Here is a 16360-nt window from a genome sequence, read left to right as displayed (position 1 = left end):
GCCGATATAAGAGTAATCAGCGGGATGTAAAACAGAATTTCAACTTATTATATATACATACAACATAAAGAGTTAACCTCTCCGTTATCCTGCACACCATAAGCGCTGCATCCTTTTGTTCCAACGATCCTGTGACTCAACCTACAAGCTGAGCCCTCGGGGAGAAAGCTCGTTGCAGAAGAAGCCGTTCATTTTTCAATGAGCATGTATATAGCATGTCGCCGCTATAACAACTTTCACGCTTAAGAATCTTTTGGCTTAATACGCCCATTTATGTATATCATTCATCGTTTAGTCAAAACCATCGACAGCACGGTCTGGCCCAATAATAAAAAGAAGCCAGCGAGCCCCCCATTGACTATCGCTTTTGACATTACGTCACGAAAGGAAAAAGGGCTTGAGACAAAAGCCATCGCATGATACCATGGCATTACTTCTCCATTCGTTAAATACTCCGTTACTACATAAGTAGCAATCATAACGATCGACACCATGACATTCCGAAAAATCGCAACTAACAAAAAACCGACTGTCGCAAATAGCAAGCTTAGTGTTCCAATATAAACAAGCAATGGGGCATAATCTTGATTTTCCACTACAGAATGCACCATCCATAAACTTCCTATCAACAGCAATAAATACATGAGTATAAACGGCAATACACGGTATATCCCATGATACCACCTCGATAATGGATAGCTGGGAAGAAGTTCATGTAATCCTCCCTCAAAATATTCATCATATAAGTGAATGATCCACCAGCACGCAAGAGGAGCAACAAGAAATTCAATCGTATTATAAATATATAAAGAAGAACCTTGATATGTAGCCAATTGGTACATTAACAACAGAAAGACAATAAGAGGGAGAAAAAATGACCAGCCCATTGATTTTATTTCAAAAACAAAATTTATCTTTTTCAATGGTTATCCCCCTTCATCATATAAAGGTAAGCATCTTCCAATGTCGGATGAACACGTCTCGCCTCTTTTATGCTTTCCTGCGATAACATTCTAATAATATAGCGATCCCCTGCTTCTTTCACCGAAATAATTTTCGATTCGGGAATTTGCTCTAAGTCGCGTGAATTAACGTCTTTTTCCCACACGAGTCCGTCTACTATTTTCAACACTTCCTGTCTTGATCCTTCCAACAGAATTGTCCCCTTATTCATCATAGCAACATAATCGCATGTTGTTTCTAAATCCTCGACAATATGGGAAGAAATAATAATAGTTCGGTTGACGGAGATTTTCCGAAGCAAATTGCGAAACCTTACCCTTTCTTGAATGTCCAATCCAGCAGTAGGTTCATCTACAATCACAATTTTCGGATTGCCCAATAAAGCTTGGGCAATCCCAACTCTTCTGATCATTCCACCTGACAAATCCTTCATTTTTTCGTTTCTTTGTTCATAAAGATTCACATTTTCCAGCACTGCATCAAGCTCCGATATTCGGCGTTCTTTATTAATAATTCCTTTTAAAACAGCAAAATGATCAAGCACTTCATAAACCTTCATCGTTTTATAAGCGGAAAAATACTGCGGCAAATAGCCAATTAACGGTTTCACTTTTTGAGGGTTTTCCCATGAAATATCGTCGAAAGTAATTGCCCCTTCTTCCAAAGGAAGCAAAGTTGCTATGATCTTCATTAAGGTTGTTTTTCCAGCCCCGTTAGGACCGAGCAAACCATAAGTTCCCTTGATATTCAATGAAATATTATTTAATACAACCTTGTTTTTATACCGTTTTTTCACATTTCGAATTTCTAGTACAGACACTTATAAATCCTCCTTGATGACGATATATTGCTCTATAAGCTCCTTTAATTCGTTCCAATCCTGGCTTCCACTTTCAATAAGCTGGAACCACTTTTGGCAAAAGCGATTTTTCATTTCCACGTTTTCTTCCCTCTTTATCCACTGGACGATACTGCTTTTAATTTGATCCTTTTCCGATTTTATCGCGTCCATACGAGGCAAAAAACTGCCGTCATCTGGAATACCGTATTGTTGATTATAGACGTAAGCATAAACGGAATCGAATAAATGGAGATACTCCATATCTTTTATCGGAATCCCTTTGTATTTCCAAGTAAGAGCAGGAACGAGCATATACGTATAACTGGCCTCATCTTGCGGAAGAATCGTTGCCTGATACTGCAATGATGTCCCATAAATAAAATGATCGGAGGCAAACCATATGTACTCCTCAGCAACGAAATCATTAATCGAAAGAATGGGGACAAAAACAACCAATTTTGGAAACCCTTCATATGAAATATGAAAGTTGCGTGAAATGGTTTCCATAACATGACTAGTGCGCTCTTTAAATTCAGGATATTGGTACATATTCTTCTCCCAAGTCATCGGTTGCACAAATCGCGTGCCATCGTTCTTCCTATTCATCTCCGCTATCTTACCAACCACTACCGATAATCCAAATGAAGATCTTCCATGCCATTTCTTACTTCCAACCTTTTTTATATTCGTATATAAAGGAGTAGGACCGTCATAAGTTAATGTAATTTCGGCATCATTGTTCCACTGATGATTATTTCTAATCAGCCCCATTTTCGTATATTGAAAAGCAGGTTCTACATTGCTCGATGGCAGCCATGGAAAATAATACGGCAAATATACTGCGCGTGAATTAGCGAAGAACAACGGCGAACTCAATCCTTGATAAGAAATGGAAAGCTGACAACTTTGCTTAGGTGGCAATTCGCTTGGCAGCTCAATGTTTAAAAGATCGTTTTTTTGCTGGAATGACAATTTTTTATGGCTGTTCGAAACGTCTATCACCTTAAATCCATGGTACAAGGACAAGGATATATAGTCTAACGGATGTTTTTGATTGTTCACTATTGTAATAGCGGCATCGATCTCTACTAACCGTTTTACCTTCATATGGACATTATACTTTGAAATCGCAATCACTTGATGCTGTACAGAATTCTCATGAGACAAAGCCCGATAGTACGTTTCATCGACATGTTCCCTTGTTCCTGCCAGTAGAGAATTGCTAATATAGATTTGTCTGTCTAAAGTAAAGTAATAAATCAAAACTCCTATACTTCCTATACATACCGCAACATACATAGAAAACCGTTTTTCTATATTGCCTCGTTTTCTTAAAAAATGGGTGAAAAGAAAAAGAAAACTGATACATAGCAACATAAATAATCGTTTCATCCAATGGTAAAGAGAAAGTTCAAATCCATATAAATCGTTAAATAACGCATAAGGGTTTGGTTCTCCAAGATTGATCCACGCAAGAAAAGCAGAGAACATCGTTTTGGATACGGCTGTACCAAAAAAATAAGAATTTGCTGGCCCCATTAACACCCAAACGAAAAGAATAAGAGGGTAAATGATTTTTCCCTTAAACCAAGATGCCAACAAAGCTCCTATTAGCACGGATAAAAAGAAGGAAATCCCCCAGTATAGGACAATATAAAGAAACGCATCATAATAGAAAGAAAGAAAAGATATACCCTTTGGCAAAAACAAAAAGACATAGATGGAAAATACAAATAAACAAACCAATAACACAAGGATTAAAAAAAAGAGCAATTTCCCCATAAACTTAGAAAAAATTGCATTTGGGATCGATGAAAATATATCGTGCAAATGATTATTTTCTTCCAGTCTAATCAATAAAACCCCAAAAAATAAAAAAGCAAGCATTCCCCCTTGTACTGCAAAACTCATCCTTACTAATGCTTCCCCAGGAGAAAAGTTATATCCCGTAGAATAAAAATGAAAACCGCAGTACACATACACAAGAAAACAAACTAGCAAAATCCAAAAAAGCGGATTTCTCCGAAAAAGGATCCACATGACGTTCATAGAATTGAAAACCTTCATATAGTACACCTCATTCTTAACGATCAGATGAGGAAAGCAATACAAGGTTGACATTACCTTTATATTACTTTCCCATTATCATCTACTGATTTTCGATATATGTTAAACCATTCGCATAAGCCGCTCCGCTTTCGCCAGCCCATTTCGAGCGCGGATAATACTTTCCATTAGTTACTTTTAAATTATATACGGAGCCTTCTTCATAATCGTAGACTCTTCGATTAAACACTTCTGGATCAAATCCTATAACTTCACGCGACACTATAGCATAGAAGTCAATATGACTGTTATTTTGGTACGTAACCTCATTCAGAACTCCATCACCGACAGAAATACTTGAGCCAGAAGCATCTAAATGTGAAGAGTCAATTCTGGCAATAGAAGATGCTGCTAGAACGCTCGCACCTATTAACAAGGATAGACCTAAAGATGAGACTATTAAAGAGAATTTGTTCAATTTTTTTCCTCTTGTCATCCTTCTTTCCCCTTTATTTTCATAGTAAGCCGGCCGACTCACCCTTACTGTATCAAAATGGATAAGAAAAAACATCCGTATTTTCCACAATTTTTTTAATGAAAAAATTGATAAAAAAGCCCCCAATTAATTCCGTCGATTTTCTAAGTATCCGCTTGTATAGTTCGACCAATATCGTCATTTTCCTTCTAAACTTCTAATATTTTGGCTCTTCACCAAAAGTTGTACTTGATTTTTTCATCCCACATCTTACTTATGCATCCACGAAAGAACGGGAAACCAATCATTTTTTGCCTACACCTGTTCAGAGAAGTGCACCGTCTGTCAAGTACACACATTGTGGTGATGAACCAATATTTTTTATTGCTGGGCGTTCCAATGACATTGGCTACGCGGCCATGTATTTCTTCTTTTTTATCCATATGCATAAAAAAAGCGCCCGCCAATCAGCTTGACAGGGGCAAACATCAAACAGTTAACCGCACCGTCTCCATTCCCTTCATAAGCACGATCGGTGGACGCTAGCCATCACGAAAGTTTAGCTGCTTTTCATTTTCAAAACGTAATGTCCATCGGTTTCCTTATTAATGTAGTACTTGGCCATCCATTCTCCTTTGATCGGTTTCACCTTCAGTGTTTTTTCAAAAGGAGCACCCGCCTTTACTTCTCCTTTCTCAATCAATTGGCCGTTAGGGTTGTATAATTCGTACTTCAGACTTCCTCCCCGCAAATCGATGCGTTGTTCGATCAGCAGTTGATCAAATTTCGTTTTATTCACATCGATGGTAGTTTTAAAGACCGAATATTGTTCTTCGTACTCTTCTGGAAGAAAAGTCCCTTCAGCGGATGATTCAAAATTTTGCTTGTAGAAAAAAACATAATATCCTCCACCAAGGATCATCGCTATGACAACCACCGCGATGACAGACCAAATTCCTCTTTTGCTCATTGTCTTTCCCCTTTCGTGTCTGAGTGAATTTGTCCATCGACAATTCGAACGATTCGCTTCGTATACGAAGCCACTTTTTCATCGTGGGTAATGACAATAATGCATTTCCCTTCTTCGTTCATTTGGCAAAAAAGTTCCATCAATCTTGCGCCATTTTCTTGATCCAAAGCACCAGTTGGTTCATCGGCAAGCACGATATCGGTTTCTGCCACCATTGCTCGCGCAATAGCCACGCGCTGCTTTTGCCCTCCTGACAGCTTCGAAACATTTTTCTTTTTTAAATGGGCAATGCCTAGTTTCTCTAAATAATGATCGACTTTTTCTTTTATCTCCTTTTTGCTTAGCTCCCGCTTCCATAGGGGGAGAGCGACGTTTTCAAACACGGTGAAATGATGCATGAGCGCAAAGTGTTGAAAAACAAAACTGATTTTTTGGTTTCGAATCCGGCTCAGCTCTTTATCGCGCAGTGTAGTTACGTTCACTCCATCAAGACGGTATACTCCTTGCGTCGGCACGTCCATACAACCAATAATATTTAACAGCGTGGATTTGCCTGATCCGGAAGGCCCCATGATCGAAATGAATTCGCCATTGTCCACCGTTAAATCGACGCCTTTTAACGCGACGGTAGTATACTCGTCTTCCCCATAGGTTTTATAAATGTTTTCCAGTTCAATCAGAGCCATTGTTACTCCCTCCCTTCCACTAACTCTCTTAATTCTAGGTTTTTAATGTTCCATAATGGAATCAGGGCGGAGAGCAGAATAATGGCGATGGCGATAATCGCCACTTTCCCATACAACGACCATGTAAAGGCCTCTAACCGAATGTTGTCACCGAAAAAATCATGGTTGACTTCAGTCCAATAGTTGACAATCACACCGATGACCGCCGAAATCCCTACTAAGAAAAACAGTTCCACGATCACCATAACCGAAATATCTCGCTTGCTAGCCCCTGTTACCATCATGACACCCAATTCATATTTGCGCGCCCGAATCGCTGAAATGGTGACAGAAATCACACCGATCAAGGTCACCACAAGGAAAAATACCCCTATGGCTAAAGCATAGTCATAGCTTTTGCCGGTATTTGCTTGATAAGCATCGACATCTTGCCTGACTGTTCGCAACACAGGAGAAATTCCTAATTCATTTCCTTTCTTTCTGAGGGCTGCGCTTACAGCTTGCAATTGCTTTTCCGAACGAAGCTGAAGGAATGTATTGTGCAACCGTACTGCCACGCTGATCGGCCGTCCCTCTCTTTGCTCGGGAAAAAACGGAGCAACAAAAAAATGATCCAAGTTGTCCGCACGGTTGATCAAATAATCATTCCCTGACAGCCACCGGCTTCCCTTTTCCAAAATCCCGACCACTTCATACGTCACTTTCATGGTGCTTTCCCCGGCGCCGGCTTCCGCTTTAAAACGATCGCCAATGCGAAAAACATCGCGGTAATCGTATCCGACCAAAACGGGAATCACATCGTTGTTTTCTTTTTGAAAATCTGCTTTTTCTAACGTCCTTCCCTTGCTAACACGAAATTTGGTGAACAGTCGGTATATATCATAGTCGAAATAAATGATGCTTGAACTTTCCGTCTCCTCTTCTCTTCTTGTCCCGGCATACAATTGTCGATTGCGCTGCTCGTATGCCTGCTTCCTAGCAAAATCTTCAGGCGCGATGCTTGTCGTGTTGAACGATCCGTATCCTTCAACCTCTGGCAACCTTTTTATGTATGTTTCCAATTGCTGAAACCGCTCGGCAAACCACTGTGAATCGTCTCCGTCGGGCATCGTCAACTTCACTGTTTTATATTCATCCATGTTAGAAACAGAAAAAAGCTGTTTTTCTTGATAGTGGAGCGTGTCTAACGTAATGAGCGCATGGTTTATCATCCAAAATGAGACGACAAGCTGAAGGGCCATCAACAACATCGATCGTTTTCGCTTTCGGATGGATGAAAACGTTATCGTCGCATATCTCATGGTTCTACCGCCTTATCTTCGATTCATCACATCAACAGGTTGTACTCGAATCGCTTTCATTGCTGGAATAATGATTGTGAGTGCAGCTGAAAGCACCACAAACACAACTGCTGTCGACAGATGAGTGATGGAGAGATGAATCGGATAGTCGATCCATTGTTCAATCATGCGGTTACATAGCAGCTGCAACGCAAAGCCGATCAAAACAGAGACAGCGGAAATGAGACACATCTCACAAAAGAGCATGAAGACAATATCATAATTGCTATAGCCAAATGCCTTTTTGATCCCAATTTCATACGTTCTTTCTTGAATCCAATATGAAGTAAGGTTAACGGCATTGACAATAGCTAACAAATAGATCATGATCATCAACGCGAGCTGTTCGCCGAAATCAACATGAAGCATGATGTTACTCGTATAAGGAGAAACATCCATTTGTGCGGCAGGAAACAACCGTTCCATATTCTGCCGAATCATTTTTTCATCCTCATACGGATCCTTCACTGGATTATGAATAGTGAAATGTAGCTGCTTCGCACTGGTCAGTTTATTGATTGCAGCAACAGGAAGAGAGGTCATTGGAATAACCACTTGGTAATCGATCACCCTCGTTCGTTTTCCTTTGACCCCAATGATTCCGATGACCTTGTACCGGTCATGTCCCATTGTCAAATATCGATCACTGCCTTCAACGCGAACATCTTTCATTCTATCTTTTCCAACAAGCGCCACTTTTTTTCCTTCTTGTATTTCGTTGATGGTAAAATATCGCCCTTCCACTAGCGGAAAGCGCTCGACCACTTTTTTTGTCCAATATTCTGGCGTAACCGCCATCATCGCATCGCCATGTGACAATGTCACCTCTTCCAAAATCACCCCCGTTTGGGCATGGATATTTTTAAATAATCCTAACACCCGCTGCCAATTCGGCTCTTCGGCAAAGGTGATGCCTACGCTGACGGCGTGCCGCGGCTGATAATGTTCTTGTTCTTGCTCAAGGAGCTTTGAATAATTCATGCTAGAAATCCCCACCGAAATCATCAACACCGACAACGACAACCCTAATACAATAAAAAAAGTGGTAATAGGATGGGCTTTGATCTGATTTTTGATCGAAGAAAAAATCAATGGGACACCTTCTCTCATAACACGAAAGTACCTAGTTGAGTCGCCGCAATATATTAGCACCAGCCAATAAAGGGAACCCTATTCCTAAGAGGCCGGTAAACGGCTAGAGCAAATGAACCGCATTTTTCCAAAAAAGAAGACTGATTTCGCTCTCTAACTGAGAAACAGATGGAACGGCACGATTTCGTACGAAATCACCGCCCCGCTAGGGACATAGCCGTCATTCTCTGATTTTTTCAAAATAGTAAAATTGACGGCCGGCCGATTCGAAACTAGTATATCACAACAACCAAACGAAAGAAAGGGTAATTTTCTATTTTTTTTATTAAATACCAAAAATATATTAATTGAATAAATGCTATATCAACGAGGACGGTGGTCTGAAAAAACATGTTGTTTTGACGTTTCAGCAGCGTCCAATCTATCGAGTGCGGGGGTGAACAGCAAAAAATGACGAGATCTTAGCCATCCATAGGGATGGCGAACATCTCGCCAATGCGTGGTATCAATGGAGAATGGGAACTTGTGATTCCGTTTTTTGCTGATAACAGGGGAACGAGCGGCACGTTCTCTCTACATGCAGACCATGTGCCTCACCGCTTCCGCGCGACGAAAAACAGCCGCTCGGCCGTCTCGGTCGGCGGGGCATCGGTGAAATCGGCGGTCACTTCAAGCACCTCGAAGCCGGCGGCATCGAGCCACTGTTCGTAAACGGCTTGCTCGAACGTGCGCTGCTCATGCCATTCGTCGAAACGTTCGTACCGATCGCCGCGGCGGACGAAAAACGTCAGTTCATGCCCGACGCTGTGCGGCCAATCGAGCGGATGGCACGTCCATATGTAGCTGATGTCCTCTCCTTGGTCAGCAAACACGGCGTCACGAAACAAAACGTCCATTTTATAAACGGAATGGACGTCAAACAAAAGCAAGCCGCCGGCGCCAAGGGCGCGGGAAACGGCGGCGAAGGTGGTTTGGACGTCCTCCTCATTCATGAGGTAATTGAGGGCGTCGCAAAACACCAGCGCGCCGTCAAGGTCTGAAAACCCGTCGAGTTCGGCCATGTTTTGTTCAAACAGCGGCACATGAACGCCAGCTGCCTCCGCTTTCTCTTGGGCGATGGAGAGCATCTGCGCGGACAAATCAACACCCGCGACTTGCCACCCGTCCTTCGCAAGACGGATGGCCAGCTCTCCTGTCCCGCAGCCGATATCGATGACCCGCCGCCCCGGCCGTCGGGCGTAGCGGTCGAAGGAGCGCTCGACAAACGACTGCCACTCGCCGTACGGCGCGTCAGCCATCAGCACATCATACCAATCGGCAAACCGTCCGTACGTCATGGCTGCAACACGGCCGCGACGTCTTCCGTCGGGGCGTCCCCCCAAAGCCGCTCAAGGCCGTAATAGTCACGCTCCTCTTTCGCAAACACGTGAGCGACGATATCCCCCAAATCAACAAGCACCCATTTTGCCTCGTGAAATCCTTCGATCCGTTTGACCGCCAGACCGTGTTCCTCGGCTTGGTCTTGAATTTCGTGGGCGATCGCCTGCACTTGTTTGTCCGAATTGCCATGGCAGATGACAAAATAATCAGCCACAAGCGAAATGCCTTTCATATTTAAGACAACAATGTTTTCCGCTTTTTTGTCATCCGCGGCGCGGACGACAAGCTGCAATGCTTCTTGTTCATTCACCGGCTTCATTCCCCCTTCACCTCGCGCAAGAGCGAATTGTATGCGTGAATCGTGTCCGGATAGATGAGCTGGCGCTTCTCAAGCAAAAAGGCGATCGTGTTTTTCACCGCCTGCCAAAGCGCCCGGTTAAGATCTTCTTCCGCCAAGCGCCGCACGTCATCGACGCCCGGGAAGCGCCGCCCTGGTTCAATGTAGTCGGCCAAATAAATAATTTTTTCCAGCAACGTCATGCCGGCGCGGCCAGACGTGTGGTAACGGATGGCATCGAGCACTTCCGGGTCGTCAAGGCCGACTTCTGCCTGCACCAAATACGCGCCAACGGGCGCATGCCATAATTCACTGTTATACGCAAGCAAATCGTTGGGCATATTTTGCGCCAAAATGATTTGTTTCATTTCCTCGACGGGGCGGAATTTCGCATAGTCGTGGAAAATCGCAGCCAGTTCCGCCTTTTTCGCGTCAGCGCCGTATTGTTTAGCGAGCTTAACGGCGGTCGCGACAACGCCAAGCGTGTGCTCGTAGCGCGTCTCGGTCAGCTGCTGTTTCACGATTTGCAACGCTTGTTCCCGTTCCATATAGTCCCTTCTCCTCAATATAAAGTCTTACTGCTTCCGGCACGAGGTAGCGGATCGTCTGCCCGCGCCGCACTCGCTCGCGGATGAGCGAGGACGAGACGGCAAACTGCGGCGCTTCCACTTCGATGACCGGATACGGCGTTTTTAGCGAAAATCCCGGCCGCTTGACGCCGACGAACGTCACCAATTGGACGAGCTCATCGATGCGGTGCCAATTCGGCAAATATTCGACCATATCGGCGCCGATGATAAAATAAAATTTATCGTCTGGGTGCGCCGCGGTGAGCTGGCGGAGCGTATCGTACGTATACGACGGCCCTTCGCGTTCAAGCTCGATCGTTTCAATGCGAAAGCGCGGATGTCCGGCGATCGCCAGCTCGAGCATGCGCAGCCGGTCTTCACTTCTTGTCACTTGCTCATGCTGCTTATGGGGAGGAATGCGGTTGGGCAAAAACCAAATTTGTGACAGCTCTAAAGCATCCAGCACTTCATCGGCCATCAGTAAATGCCCGCAATGGGGGGGATCGAACGTGCCGCCCAAAATCCCAATTTTCCTCATCTTCCTTCCTCCCGCCGCTCTGTGTCCTAGGATGTTGCTTGCTAAAGGCGGACGACCAATCAGGCTCACCCCGCCCGGAACGCTTAGCGAGAAACGAAGCGCCCGCCTCGATCCCGCCCTCTGCCATCAAACAAGTGAACCCATCGTGGCAACCGCTTGATGCGCCCGCCTCAACCATGCCGGCGGTTACTCAGGCAAGACGATGCGCTTATGTTCGGTTGACTCTTTATACAAGACGATCGTGTTGCCGATCACTTGCACGATTTCTGCCCCCGTTCCCGCCGCTAGCTGTTCGGCGACGGTGTCGCGGTCGTCCTCACAGTTTTGCAAGACGCTGACTTTCAGCAGTTCACGCGCTTCGAGCGCGGCAGCGATTTGTTCGGTCATCGCTTCCGTCACCCCGCCTTTGCCGACTTGAAAAATCGGTTTCAAATGATGGGCTTGGGCGCGCAAAAACCGTTTTTGTTTCCCAGTTAACATATGTTACCTCCTCAACGCTTCGATGACAAGCTGTTTCATGCGCTTGACATCCGGCCATTGGCCGGTCCATTTTTCAAACGCCAGCGCCCCTTGATAGACGAGCATGCCAACACCGTTTTGCGTGCGGGCGCCGCGCGCTTGCGCTTCTTTTAACCACTTCGTTTCCAACGGGTTGTAAATGATGTCGGAAACGATCGTTCCCGGCCGCAGCCGCTCGAGCGAAAGCGGCTGTTCTTCCTCTTGCGGATGCATGCCGGCCGCCGTTGTATTGATCACGATATCATATTCAGCCAGCCGTTTTTCAGCCTCGGCGAGCGGGAAAAAAGCGGAGCGGTCGTCCTTCCCTTCCCCCACAAGCTGCGCCGCTTTCTCGAGCGTCCGGTTGGCCATATCAATGCGCGCGGCCGCGGTCGAAAGCAGCGAAAAATAAATGCCGCGCGCTCCGCCGCCCGCGCCGATCACTAAAATCCGCTTTCCGGCAAACGAAACGTCGAGTTCCTCTTCCAAGGCGCGGACATAACCAGGCCCGTCCGTATTGTAGCCGACGAGCCGGCCGTCCCGGTTGACGATCGTGTTGACCGCCCCGATGCGGCGCGCGTGGTCATCGATTTCATCCAAAAACGGCATGACCGCCATTTTATGCGGAATCGTCACGTTCACCCCGGCGATGCCAAGCGCCCGCACGCCGGCGATGGCCGCGCCGACTTGCCCCGGTTTGACGGGAAACAAATGATAGCGCGCCGGAATGCCCAGACAGGCAAACGCATCGTTGTGCATGAGCGGCGACAGCGAATGCTCGACCGGAAAACCGAGCAGCCCGTATACGTGTTCCATCGTTCTCCCCCTCCCGCTTCTCTCAAATCAGCGACTGGCGAATCAACACGTCGACTCCTTTCGGCGCATAAACGACGAGTTGAGCGCCGGGGTCGTTGCACGTCACCCAGCCGAGCCCGGAAAAGACAATATCCGTCTTCCGCTCTTTCACCGACAGCGTCCGGGGCACAAGCGGCGGAAAGTCGGCGGCGTATCGCTTGTTTGGCGGCGATAGCAACTGGCCGAGCTGGCTGGCGTACAAGGAATCCGCCTTTTCCCGCTTCGTCCGGTGGATCGTCAGCTCGTTGGCCATATAGCAGACGAACGAGCGGCGCCCACCTTTGACGTAATCGAGGCGGGCCAAACCGCCGAAAAAGAGCGTCTGCCCTTCATTGAGCTGGTACACGCGCGGATGGATTTCCCGCTTTGGTGTGATGATTTTCAAATCGCGCGCATCCACGAAATGCGCCATCTGATGATGGTTGATGATCCCGGGTGTATCATACAGCGATGAGCCGCCTTCAAGCGGAATCTCAATCATATCCAGCGTCGTTCCCGGGAAATACGATGTTGTAATGACATTTCCTTTGCCCGTCGCTTCTTCGATCACCCGGTTGATGAACGTCGATTTGCCGACATTCGTGCAGCCGACCACATAGACATCGCCGCCCTTGCGAAAGCGCTCCATCGCCTCCATTACCTTCCCCATGCCGATCCCTTTCGCCGCGCTGACGAGGCAGACATCGACCGGGCGCAGCCCGAGCTCTTCCGCCATCCGCCGCATCCATTGCACCAGTTTCAAATAGTTAACCGAACGCGGCAATAAATCGGCCTTATTGCCGACAAGCAAAATCGGATTGTCAGCGGCAAACCGCGGCAATCCCGGAATCCAGCTGCCGTTGAAATCAAAAATGTCGACGATGTACACGACAAGTGCCTTCGATTCCCCGATGCGGTGCAGCATGTTGACAAAGTCGCTGTCATCAAGCGGCACGTCTTGCACCTCATTATAATGTTTCAGACGAAAGCAACGTTGGCAAACGATTTCTTCCGCCTCTTTTTCAAGCACGCTTTTCGGGGCGTAGCCCGCTTTTTTTGGATCTTCCACCTGAATGGCGGCCCCGCAGCCGATGCAACGCAGTTGTGGCTCCACGATCATTCCTCCCAGTAAATCATCCCTTTTTTCCGCATGGTGTTTAAAATTCTCCGTTCCATTTTTCGATTGAACCGCGTCCACCAACCGTCCGTTTCCGAAACTGGGACGACTAAAATCGTGTTCAAGCCAAGGCGATTACCACCGAGCACATCGGTCAACAGCTGATCGCCGATGACGACGACCTCCTCCTTGTTCAGCCCCATCATGTGCAGCGCCCGTAAAAACGCGCGCGTCAACGGTTTGCGCGCTTCGAAAATGAACGGAATGCCGAGCGGCTCGGCAAACGACTGGACACGTCGTTTATTATTATTGGATACGATGACGACCTTAATGCCCGCTTGCTTCATGGCATCAAACCAAGCGGCCAGCTCCGGGGTGGCGCTCGGCCGATCCCATTCAACGAGCGTATTGTCCAAGTCGGTGATGATCCCTTTCACCCCTTTTTCCTTCAGCTCATCAGGAGCAATATCGATCACCCGCTTGACAAACTGGCTAGGCAAAAAGTAATGAAGCATATCGTCCACCTGCCTTTCGCTCTGCTTTTCCCATCATAGCCGATTTTCCCTTTCGTTTCAAAACAAAGTTTGCCAGTCATCAGTTGAACTGGCCAAGCGAAAAAATTTTCGACAAATTTTGCGCCCCTGCAGATTGTGGATAACTGTTGCCCACATTATACACATGCTAGTGACAAGGCCCTAGCTAGGTTATAAACACCTTTTCCACACGTTATCCACGGATGTCTGTGGATAACAGAACGGTTGTTCTCTTTTGCAAATCGTGGTACAGTGAAAGTAACCTACCAGTATATGTATGGATGGCTCGTTATATTCCATCAAAAAAGGAGGCTTCCCGATGAAGCATCTGTCCGATGAATTGCTCATCGAGTCGTACTTCAAGGCGAAAGAACTCAATTTAAGCCCCGAATTCATCGAGCTCATCGAAAAGGAAATTCAGCGCCGGTCGTTGACTCATAAAATCAAGTTGTCATCCTAACTGAAGGCCTTCGGGCTTTTTTTGTTTTTCCCTAGAAGGCCGGTGAGGTCGGATCAGTAGCATTTTACACTCCATCACCGTCCCTCTAAAGGGTAGACAGGTTCCGGCGGCCGCGCTAGCCTTCGTTTCCCTTTCCATCCGGCTGTTGGCACCAGTAGCCGAGCCGTTCACCGACTTTGATCGGCATCGGCGCCGCAACGTTCGGATCAGGAGTAAAGCTGCCGCGCTCAAACAGCAAAACGACCGTTGACCCAAACGAAAAGTACGCCATTTCTTCGCCTTTGATCAATTGGTCGCCCTCATGTGTCAATTCGATGCTGTTGACAAACATGGCGCCGATTTTCACGATCGCCAAGCGCTTGCCATCAGCCTTGACTTCCGTAATAAGACGGTAATTTTTTTCGAGCGGCCGCCTTCCATATTTTAAGCCAAGCCGGTTGACCGGATACGACTTGCGGCCAAGCGTCCACTGTTTTTCGATCACGCCAGATATTGGGCTGTGAATGCGGTGATAATGGCTCGGGCTCAAATACAGAATAAAAAAGAACCCGTTCACGTACGGCTGCGCCGCTTCTTCACCGCCGAGCATTTCCGCGATGGAATACCGTTTTCCTTTCACGGTCATTTCCCACGGTTGTTCGATGATTCCCATCGCTTCAATCACGGCGTCCACGGGGCTGACCACGGCCCGCTCATCGGCGTCGATGGGCCTCGTTCCCGCCTTCAGCCGGCGGATGAACAGCTGCTGCAGCGTCTTATAATTTTTTAAACTTTTTTCCATCTCTTCTTGGTTAATATGATAAACTTTTGCATAGGATGGAATCAACAGCGCACTCAAGCGCGATTTGGCAAACAAAGCAAGCAGCTTGGAAGAAAGCCAATGATTGGTCAATTCAATGAACAAACGATACAGCCATTTTCGCAAACAGATTCCCTCCAGTTACACAACGTTGCTAGGTCGTTACTACCTTCCATATTACCGTCAAAACGAGTATAATGGTAGTAGAATTTTCTTTTGGCGCTTTTGGCTGGAAAAGGAGTGGGGAGAATTGTTCTTATCGGATTATTTGGATTATACGCTAAAAAAGTTGAAAGCCAACGTGGCCAATATTTTGACGTTGACGAACTTATCGCTTGGCGGCTTTTCCGTGCTCGCCACGCTCAAAGGTCAGTTGCATATGAGCGTGCTTCTCATTTTTTTGGCCGCCTTTGTCGACCGTTTTGACGGCGCGGTCGCCCGCCGGCTGAACATCGAATCCGAGCTCGGCAAACAGCTCGACTCGATGAGCGACATCATTTCGTTCGGCGTCGCGCCAGCCTTATTGATGTATCAAGGATTGTTCCATGAATTCGGCGCGCCTGGGGCGGTGTTCACGATTTTGTATGTCGCCTGCGGGGCCTTCCGGCTCGCCCGCTTTAACATCACGGAAAACAACGGCTATTTCTCCGGACTGCCGATCACAGCCGCCGGTGTGCTGATGACGCTCGGCTATTTGGCCATCCCGTACGTTCCGCCGCAGTCGTTCATGTTTTTGGCGCTCATGTTATCATTTTTAATGGTTGGAACGTTTAAGTTGAAAAAAATCTGACCATGTCATGGCTGCCCCTTGCCGATGGCCTATCGACTGGGCGGCTTTTTTTATGCCCAAAGTCACACCATTTTCCCTTTTCAACCTTCTCT

The 16360-nt window shown here is 46.5% G+C and carries 19 protein-coding genes; 2 read left to right on the top strand and 17 right to left on the bottom strand.

Annotated elements, in window-relative coordinates; all coding sequences use genetic code 11:
• Positions 1-284: 284 nt before the first annotated feature.
• The 16 genes from NST29_RS05720 to NST29_RS05645 all read right to left on the bottom strand — a co-directional run bounded on the left by NST29_RS05720 (position 285) and on the right by NST29_RS05645 (position 14201).
• Positions 285-923, bottom strand: coding sequence for a hypothetical protein (locus NST29_RS05720; protein ID WP_033018352.1), 639 nt, complete (start codon positions 921-923; stop codon positions 285-287).
• Complete coding sequence (locus NST29_RS05715; protein WP_033018351.1) at positions 920-1783, bottom strand: ABC transporter ATP-binding protein; 864 nt, start codon at positions 1781-1783, stop codon at positions 920-922. Before NST29_RS05715 ends, NST29_RS05720 begins: the two co-directional genes overlap by 4 nt.
• Complete coding sequence (locus tag NST29_RS05710; protein WP_131385642.1) at positions 1784-3853, bottom strand: hypothetical protein; 2070 nt, start codon at positions 3851-3853, stop codon at positions 1784-1786.
• A 100-nt stretch (positions 3854-3953) separates the two neighbouring features.
• Positions 3954-4346, bottom strand: coding sequence for a hypothetical protein (locus NST29_RS05705; protein ID WP_033018349.1), 393 nt, complete (start codon positions 4344-4346; stop codon positions 3954-3956).
• Positions 4347-4884: 538 nt separating this feature from the next.
• Positions 4885-5295 (bottom strand): hypothetical protein, encoded by a 411-nt coding sequence (locus NST29_RS05700; RefSeq protein ID WP_033844192.1) that lies wholly within the window; start codon positions 5293-5295, stop codon positions 4885-4887.
• On the bottom strand, positions 5292-5981 hold the full coding sequence (locus NST29_RS05695; RefSeq protein WP_033844193.1) for an ABC transporter ATP-binding protein: 690 nt from the start codon (positions 5979-5981) through the stop codon (positions 5292-5294). Before NST29_RS05695 ends, NST29_RS05700 begins: the two co-directional genes overlap by 4 nt.
• Before the next feature lie 2 nt (positions 5982-5983).
• Complete coding sequence (locus NST29_RS05690; protein WP_235597966.1) at positions 5984-7120, bottom strand: ABC transporter permease; 1137 nt, start codon at positions 7118-7120, stop codon at positions 5984-5986.
• Positions 7121-7294: 174 nt separating this feature from the next.
• The gene (locus tag NST29_RS05685) at positions 7295-8431 is read right to left on the bottom strand and encodes an FtsX-like permease family protein (RefSeq protein ID WP_339232818.1); all 1137 of its coding nucleotides are present in this window, start codon (positions 8429-8431) and stop codon (positions 7295-7297) included.
• 575 nt (positions 8432-9006) lie between these two features.
• Positions 9007-9750, bottom strand: a complete 744-nt coding sequence (locus NST29_RS05680) for a class I SAM-dependent methyltransferase (protein WP_033844196.1) — start codon at positions 9748-9750, stop codon at positions 9007-9009.
• Positions 9747-10103 (bottom strand): ribosome silencing factor, encoded by a 357-nt coding sequence (gene rsfS, locus NST29_RS05675; protein WP_033844967.1) that lies wholly within the window; start codon positions 10101-10103, stop codon positions 9747-9749. The genes NST29_RS05680 and rsfS overlap by 4 nt, the downstream gene beginning before the upstream one ends.
• A 5-nt stretch (positions 10104-10108) precedes the next feature.
• Entirely contained in the window at positions 10109-10678 is a 570-nt protein-coding gene (yqeK, locus tag NST29_RS05670; RefSeq protein ID WP_033844197.1) for a bis(5'-nucleosyl)-tetraphosphatase (symmetrical) YqeK, read from the bottom strand.
• Positions 10587-11237, bottom strand: coding sequence for a nicotinate-nucleotide adenylyltransferase (locus NST29_RS05665; RefSeq protein WP_033019265.1), 651 nt, complete (start codon positions 11235-11237; stop codon positions 10587-10589). The genes yqeK and NST29_RS05665 overlap by 92 nt, the downstream gene beginning before the upstream one ends.
• 186 nt (positions 11238-11423) lie before the next feature.
• A complete protein-coding gene (gene yhbY, locus NST29_RS05660; protein WP_033019268.1) occupies positions 11424-11717 on the bottom strand; it encodes a ribosome assembly RNA-binding protein YhbY in 294 nt (97 codons plus the stop codon).
• Positions 11718-11720: 3 nt separating this feature from the next.
• Positions 11721-12551, bottom strand: a complete 831-nt coding sequence (gene aroE / locus NST29_RS05655; protein WP_033019271.1) for a shikimate dehydrogenase — start codon at positions 12549-12551, stop codon at positions 11721-11723.
• A 22-nt stretch (positions 12552-12573) separates the two neighbouring features.
• Positions 12574-13683, bottom strand: a complete 1110-nt coding sequence (yqeH, locus tag NST29_RS05650) for a ribosome biogenesis GTPase YqeH (RefSeq protein WP_033019293.1) — start codon at positions 13681-13683, stop codon at positions 12574-12576.
• Between the two features lie 2 nt (positions 13684-13685).
• Complete coding sequence (locus NST29_RS05645; protein WP_033019273.1) at positions 13686-14201, bottom strand: YqeG family HAD IIIA-type phosphatase; 516 nt, start codon at positions 14199-14201, stop codon at positions 13686-13688.
• 337 nt (positions 14202-14538) lie between these two features.
• Here NST29_RS05645 and NST29_RS05640 point away from each other — a divergent pair, with 337 nt between their 5' ends.
• On the top strand, positions 14539-14679 hold the full coding sequence (locus tag NST29_RS05640) for a sporulation histidine kinase inhibitor Sda (RefSeq protein ID WP_008879941.1): 141 nt from the start codon (positions 14539-14541) through the stop codon (positions 14677-14679).
• 115 nt (positions 14680-14794) lie between these two features.
• Here NST29_RS05640 and NST29_RS05635 read toward each other — a convergent pair whose 3' ends face one another.
• Positions 14795-15604, bottom strand: coding sequence for a phosphatidylserine decarboxylase (locus tag NST29_RS05635; protein ID WP_033019275.1), 810 nt, complete (start codon positions 15602-15604; stop codon positions 14795-14797).
• A gap of 124 nt (positions 15605-15728) precedes the next feature.
• On the opposite strand from NST29_RS05635, the gene pssA reads away from it, so the two are divergent.
• Complete coding sequence (pssA, locus tag NST29_RS05630) at positions 15729-16268, top strand: CDP-diacylglycerol--serine O-phosphatidyltransferase (protein ID WP_033019277.1); 540 nt, start codon at positions 15729-15731, stop codon at positions 16266-16268.
• The last annotated feature ends 92 nt before the right edge of the window (positions 16269-16360 follow it).

Origin of the sequence: Geobacillus sp. FSL W8-0026 (assembly GCF_037966255.1) — a bacterium.
Taxonomy (GTDB): Bacteria; Bacillota; Bacilli; order Bacillales; family Anoxybacillaceae; genus Geobacillus; species Geobacillus icigianus.
Note: the sequence above shows the minus strand (reverse complement) of the source record. Positions and strands in the feature narration are given on the sequence as shown.

What these genes read in the sequence shown, in the direction of transcription:
- NST29_RS05705 (WP_033018349.1), bottom strand. Translation starts at nt 4,346, where the DNA reads ATGACAAGAGGAAAAAAATTGAACAAATTCTCTTTAATAGTCTCATCT.
- NST29_RS05685 (WP_339232818.1), bottom strand. Translation starts at nt 8,431, where the DNA reads ATGAGAGAAGGTGTCCCATTGATTTTTTCTTCGATCAAAAATCAGATC.
- NST29_RS05645 (WP_033019273.1), bottom strand. Translation starts at nt 14,201, where the DNA reads ATGCTTCATTACTTTTTGCCTAGCCAGTTTGTCAAGCGGGTGATCGAT.
- NST29_RS05695 (WP_033844193.1), bottom strand. Translation starts at nt 5,981, where the DNA reads ATGGCTCTGATTGAACTGGAAAACATTTATAAAACCTATGGGGAAGAC.
- NST29_RS05640 (WP_008879941.1), top strand. Translation starts at nt 14,539, where the DNA reads ATGAAGCATCTGTCCGATGAATTGCTCATCGAGTCGTACTTCAAGGCG.
- NST29_RS05680 (WP_033844196.1), bottom strand. Translation starts at nt 9,750, where the DNA reads ATGACGTACGGACGGTTTGCCGATTGGTATGATGTGCTGATGGCTGAC.
- NST29_RS05665 (WP_033019265.1), bottom strand. Translation starts at nt 11,237, where the DNA reads ATGAGGAAAATTGGGATTTTGGGCGGCACGTTCGATCCCCCCCATTGC.
- NST29_RS05700 (WP_033844192.1), bottom strand. Translation starts at nt 5,295, where the DNA reads ATGAGCAAAAGAGGAATTTGGTCTGTCATCGCGGTGGTTGTCATAGCG.
- aroE (WP_033019271.1), bottom strand. Translation starts at nt 12,551, where the DNA reads ATGGAACACGTATACGGGCTGCTCGGTTTTCCGGTCGAGCATTCGCTG.
- NST29_RS05690 (WP_235597966.1), bottom strand. Translation starts at nt 7,120, where the DNA reads ATGGATGAATATAAAACAGTGAAGTTGACGATGCCCGACGGAGACGAT.
- yqeK (WP_033844197.1), bottom strand. Translation starts at nt 10,678, where the DNA reads ATGGAACGGGAACAAGCGTTGCAAATCGTGAAACAGCAGCTGACCGAG.
- yhbY (WP_033019268.1), bottom strand. Translation starts at nt 11,717, where the DNA reads ATGTTAACTGGGAAACAAAAACGGTTTTTGCGCGCCCAAGCCCATCAT.
- NST29_RS05710 (WP_131385642.1), bottom strand. Translation starts at nt 3,853, where the DNA reads ATGAACGTCATGTGGATCCTTTTTCGGAGAAATCCGCTTTTTTGGATT.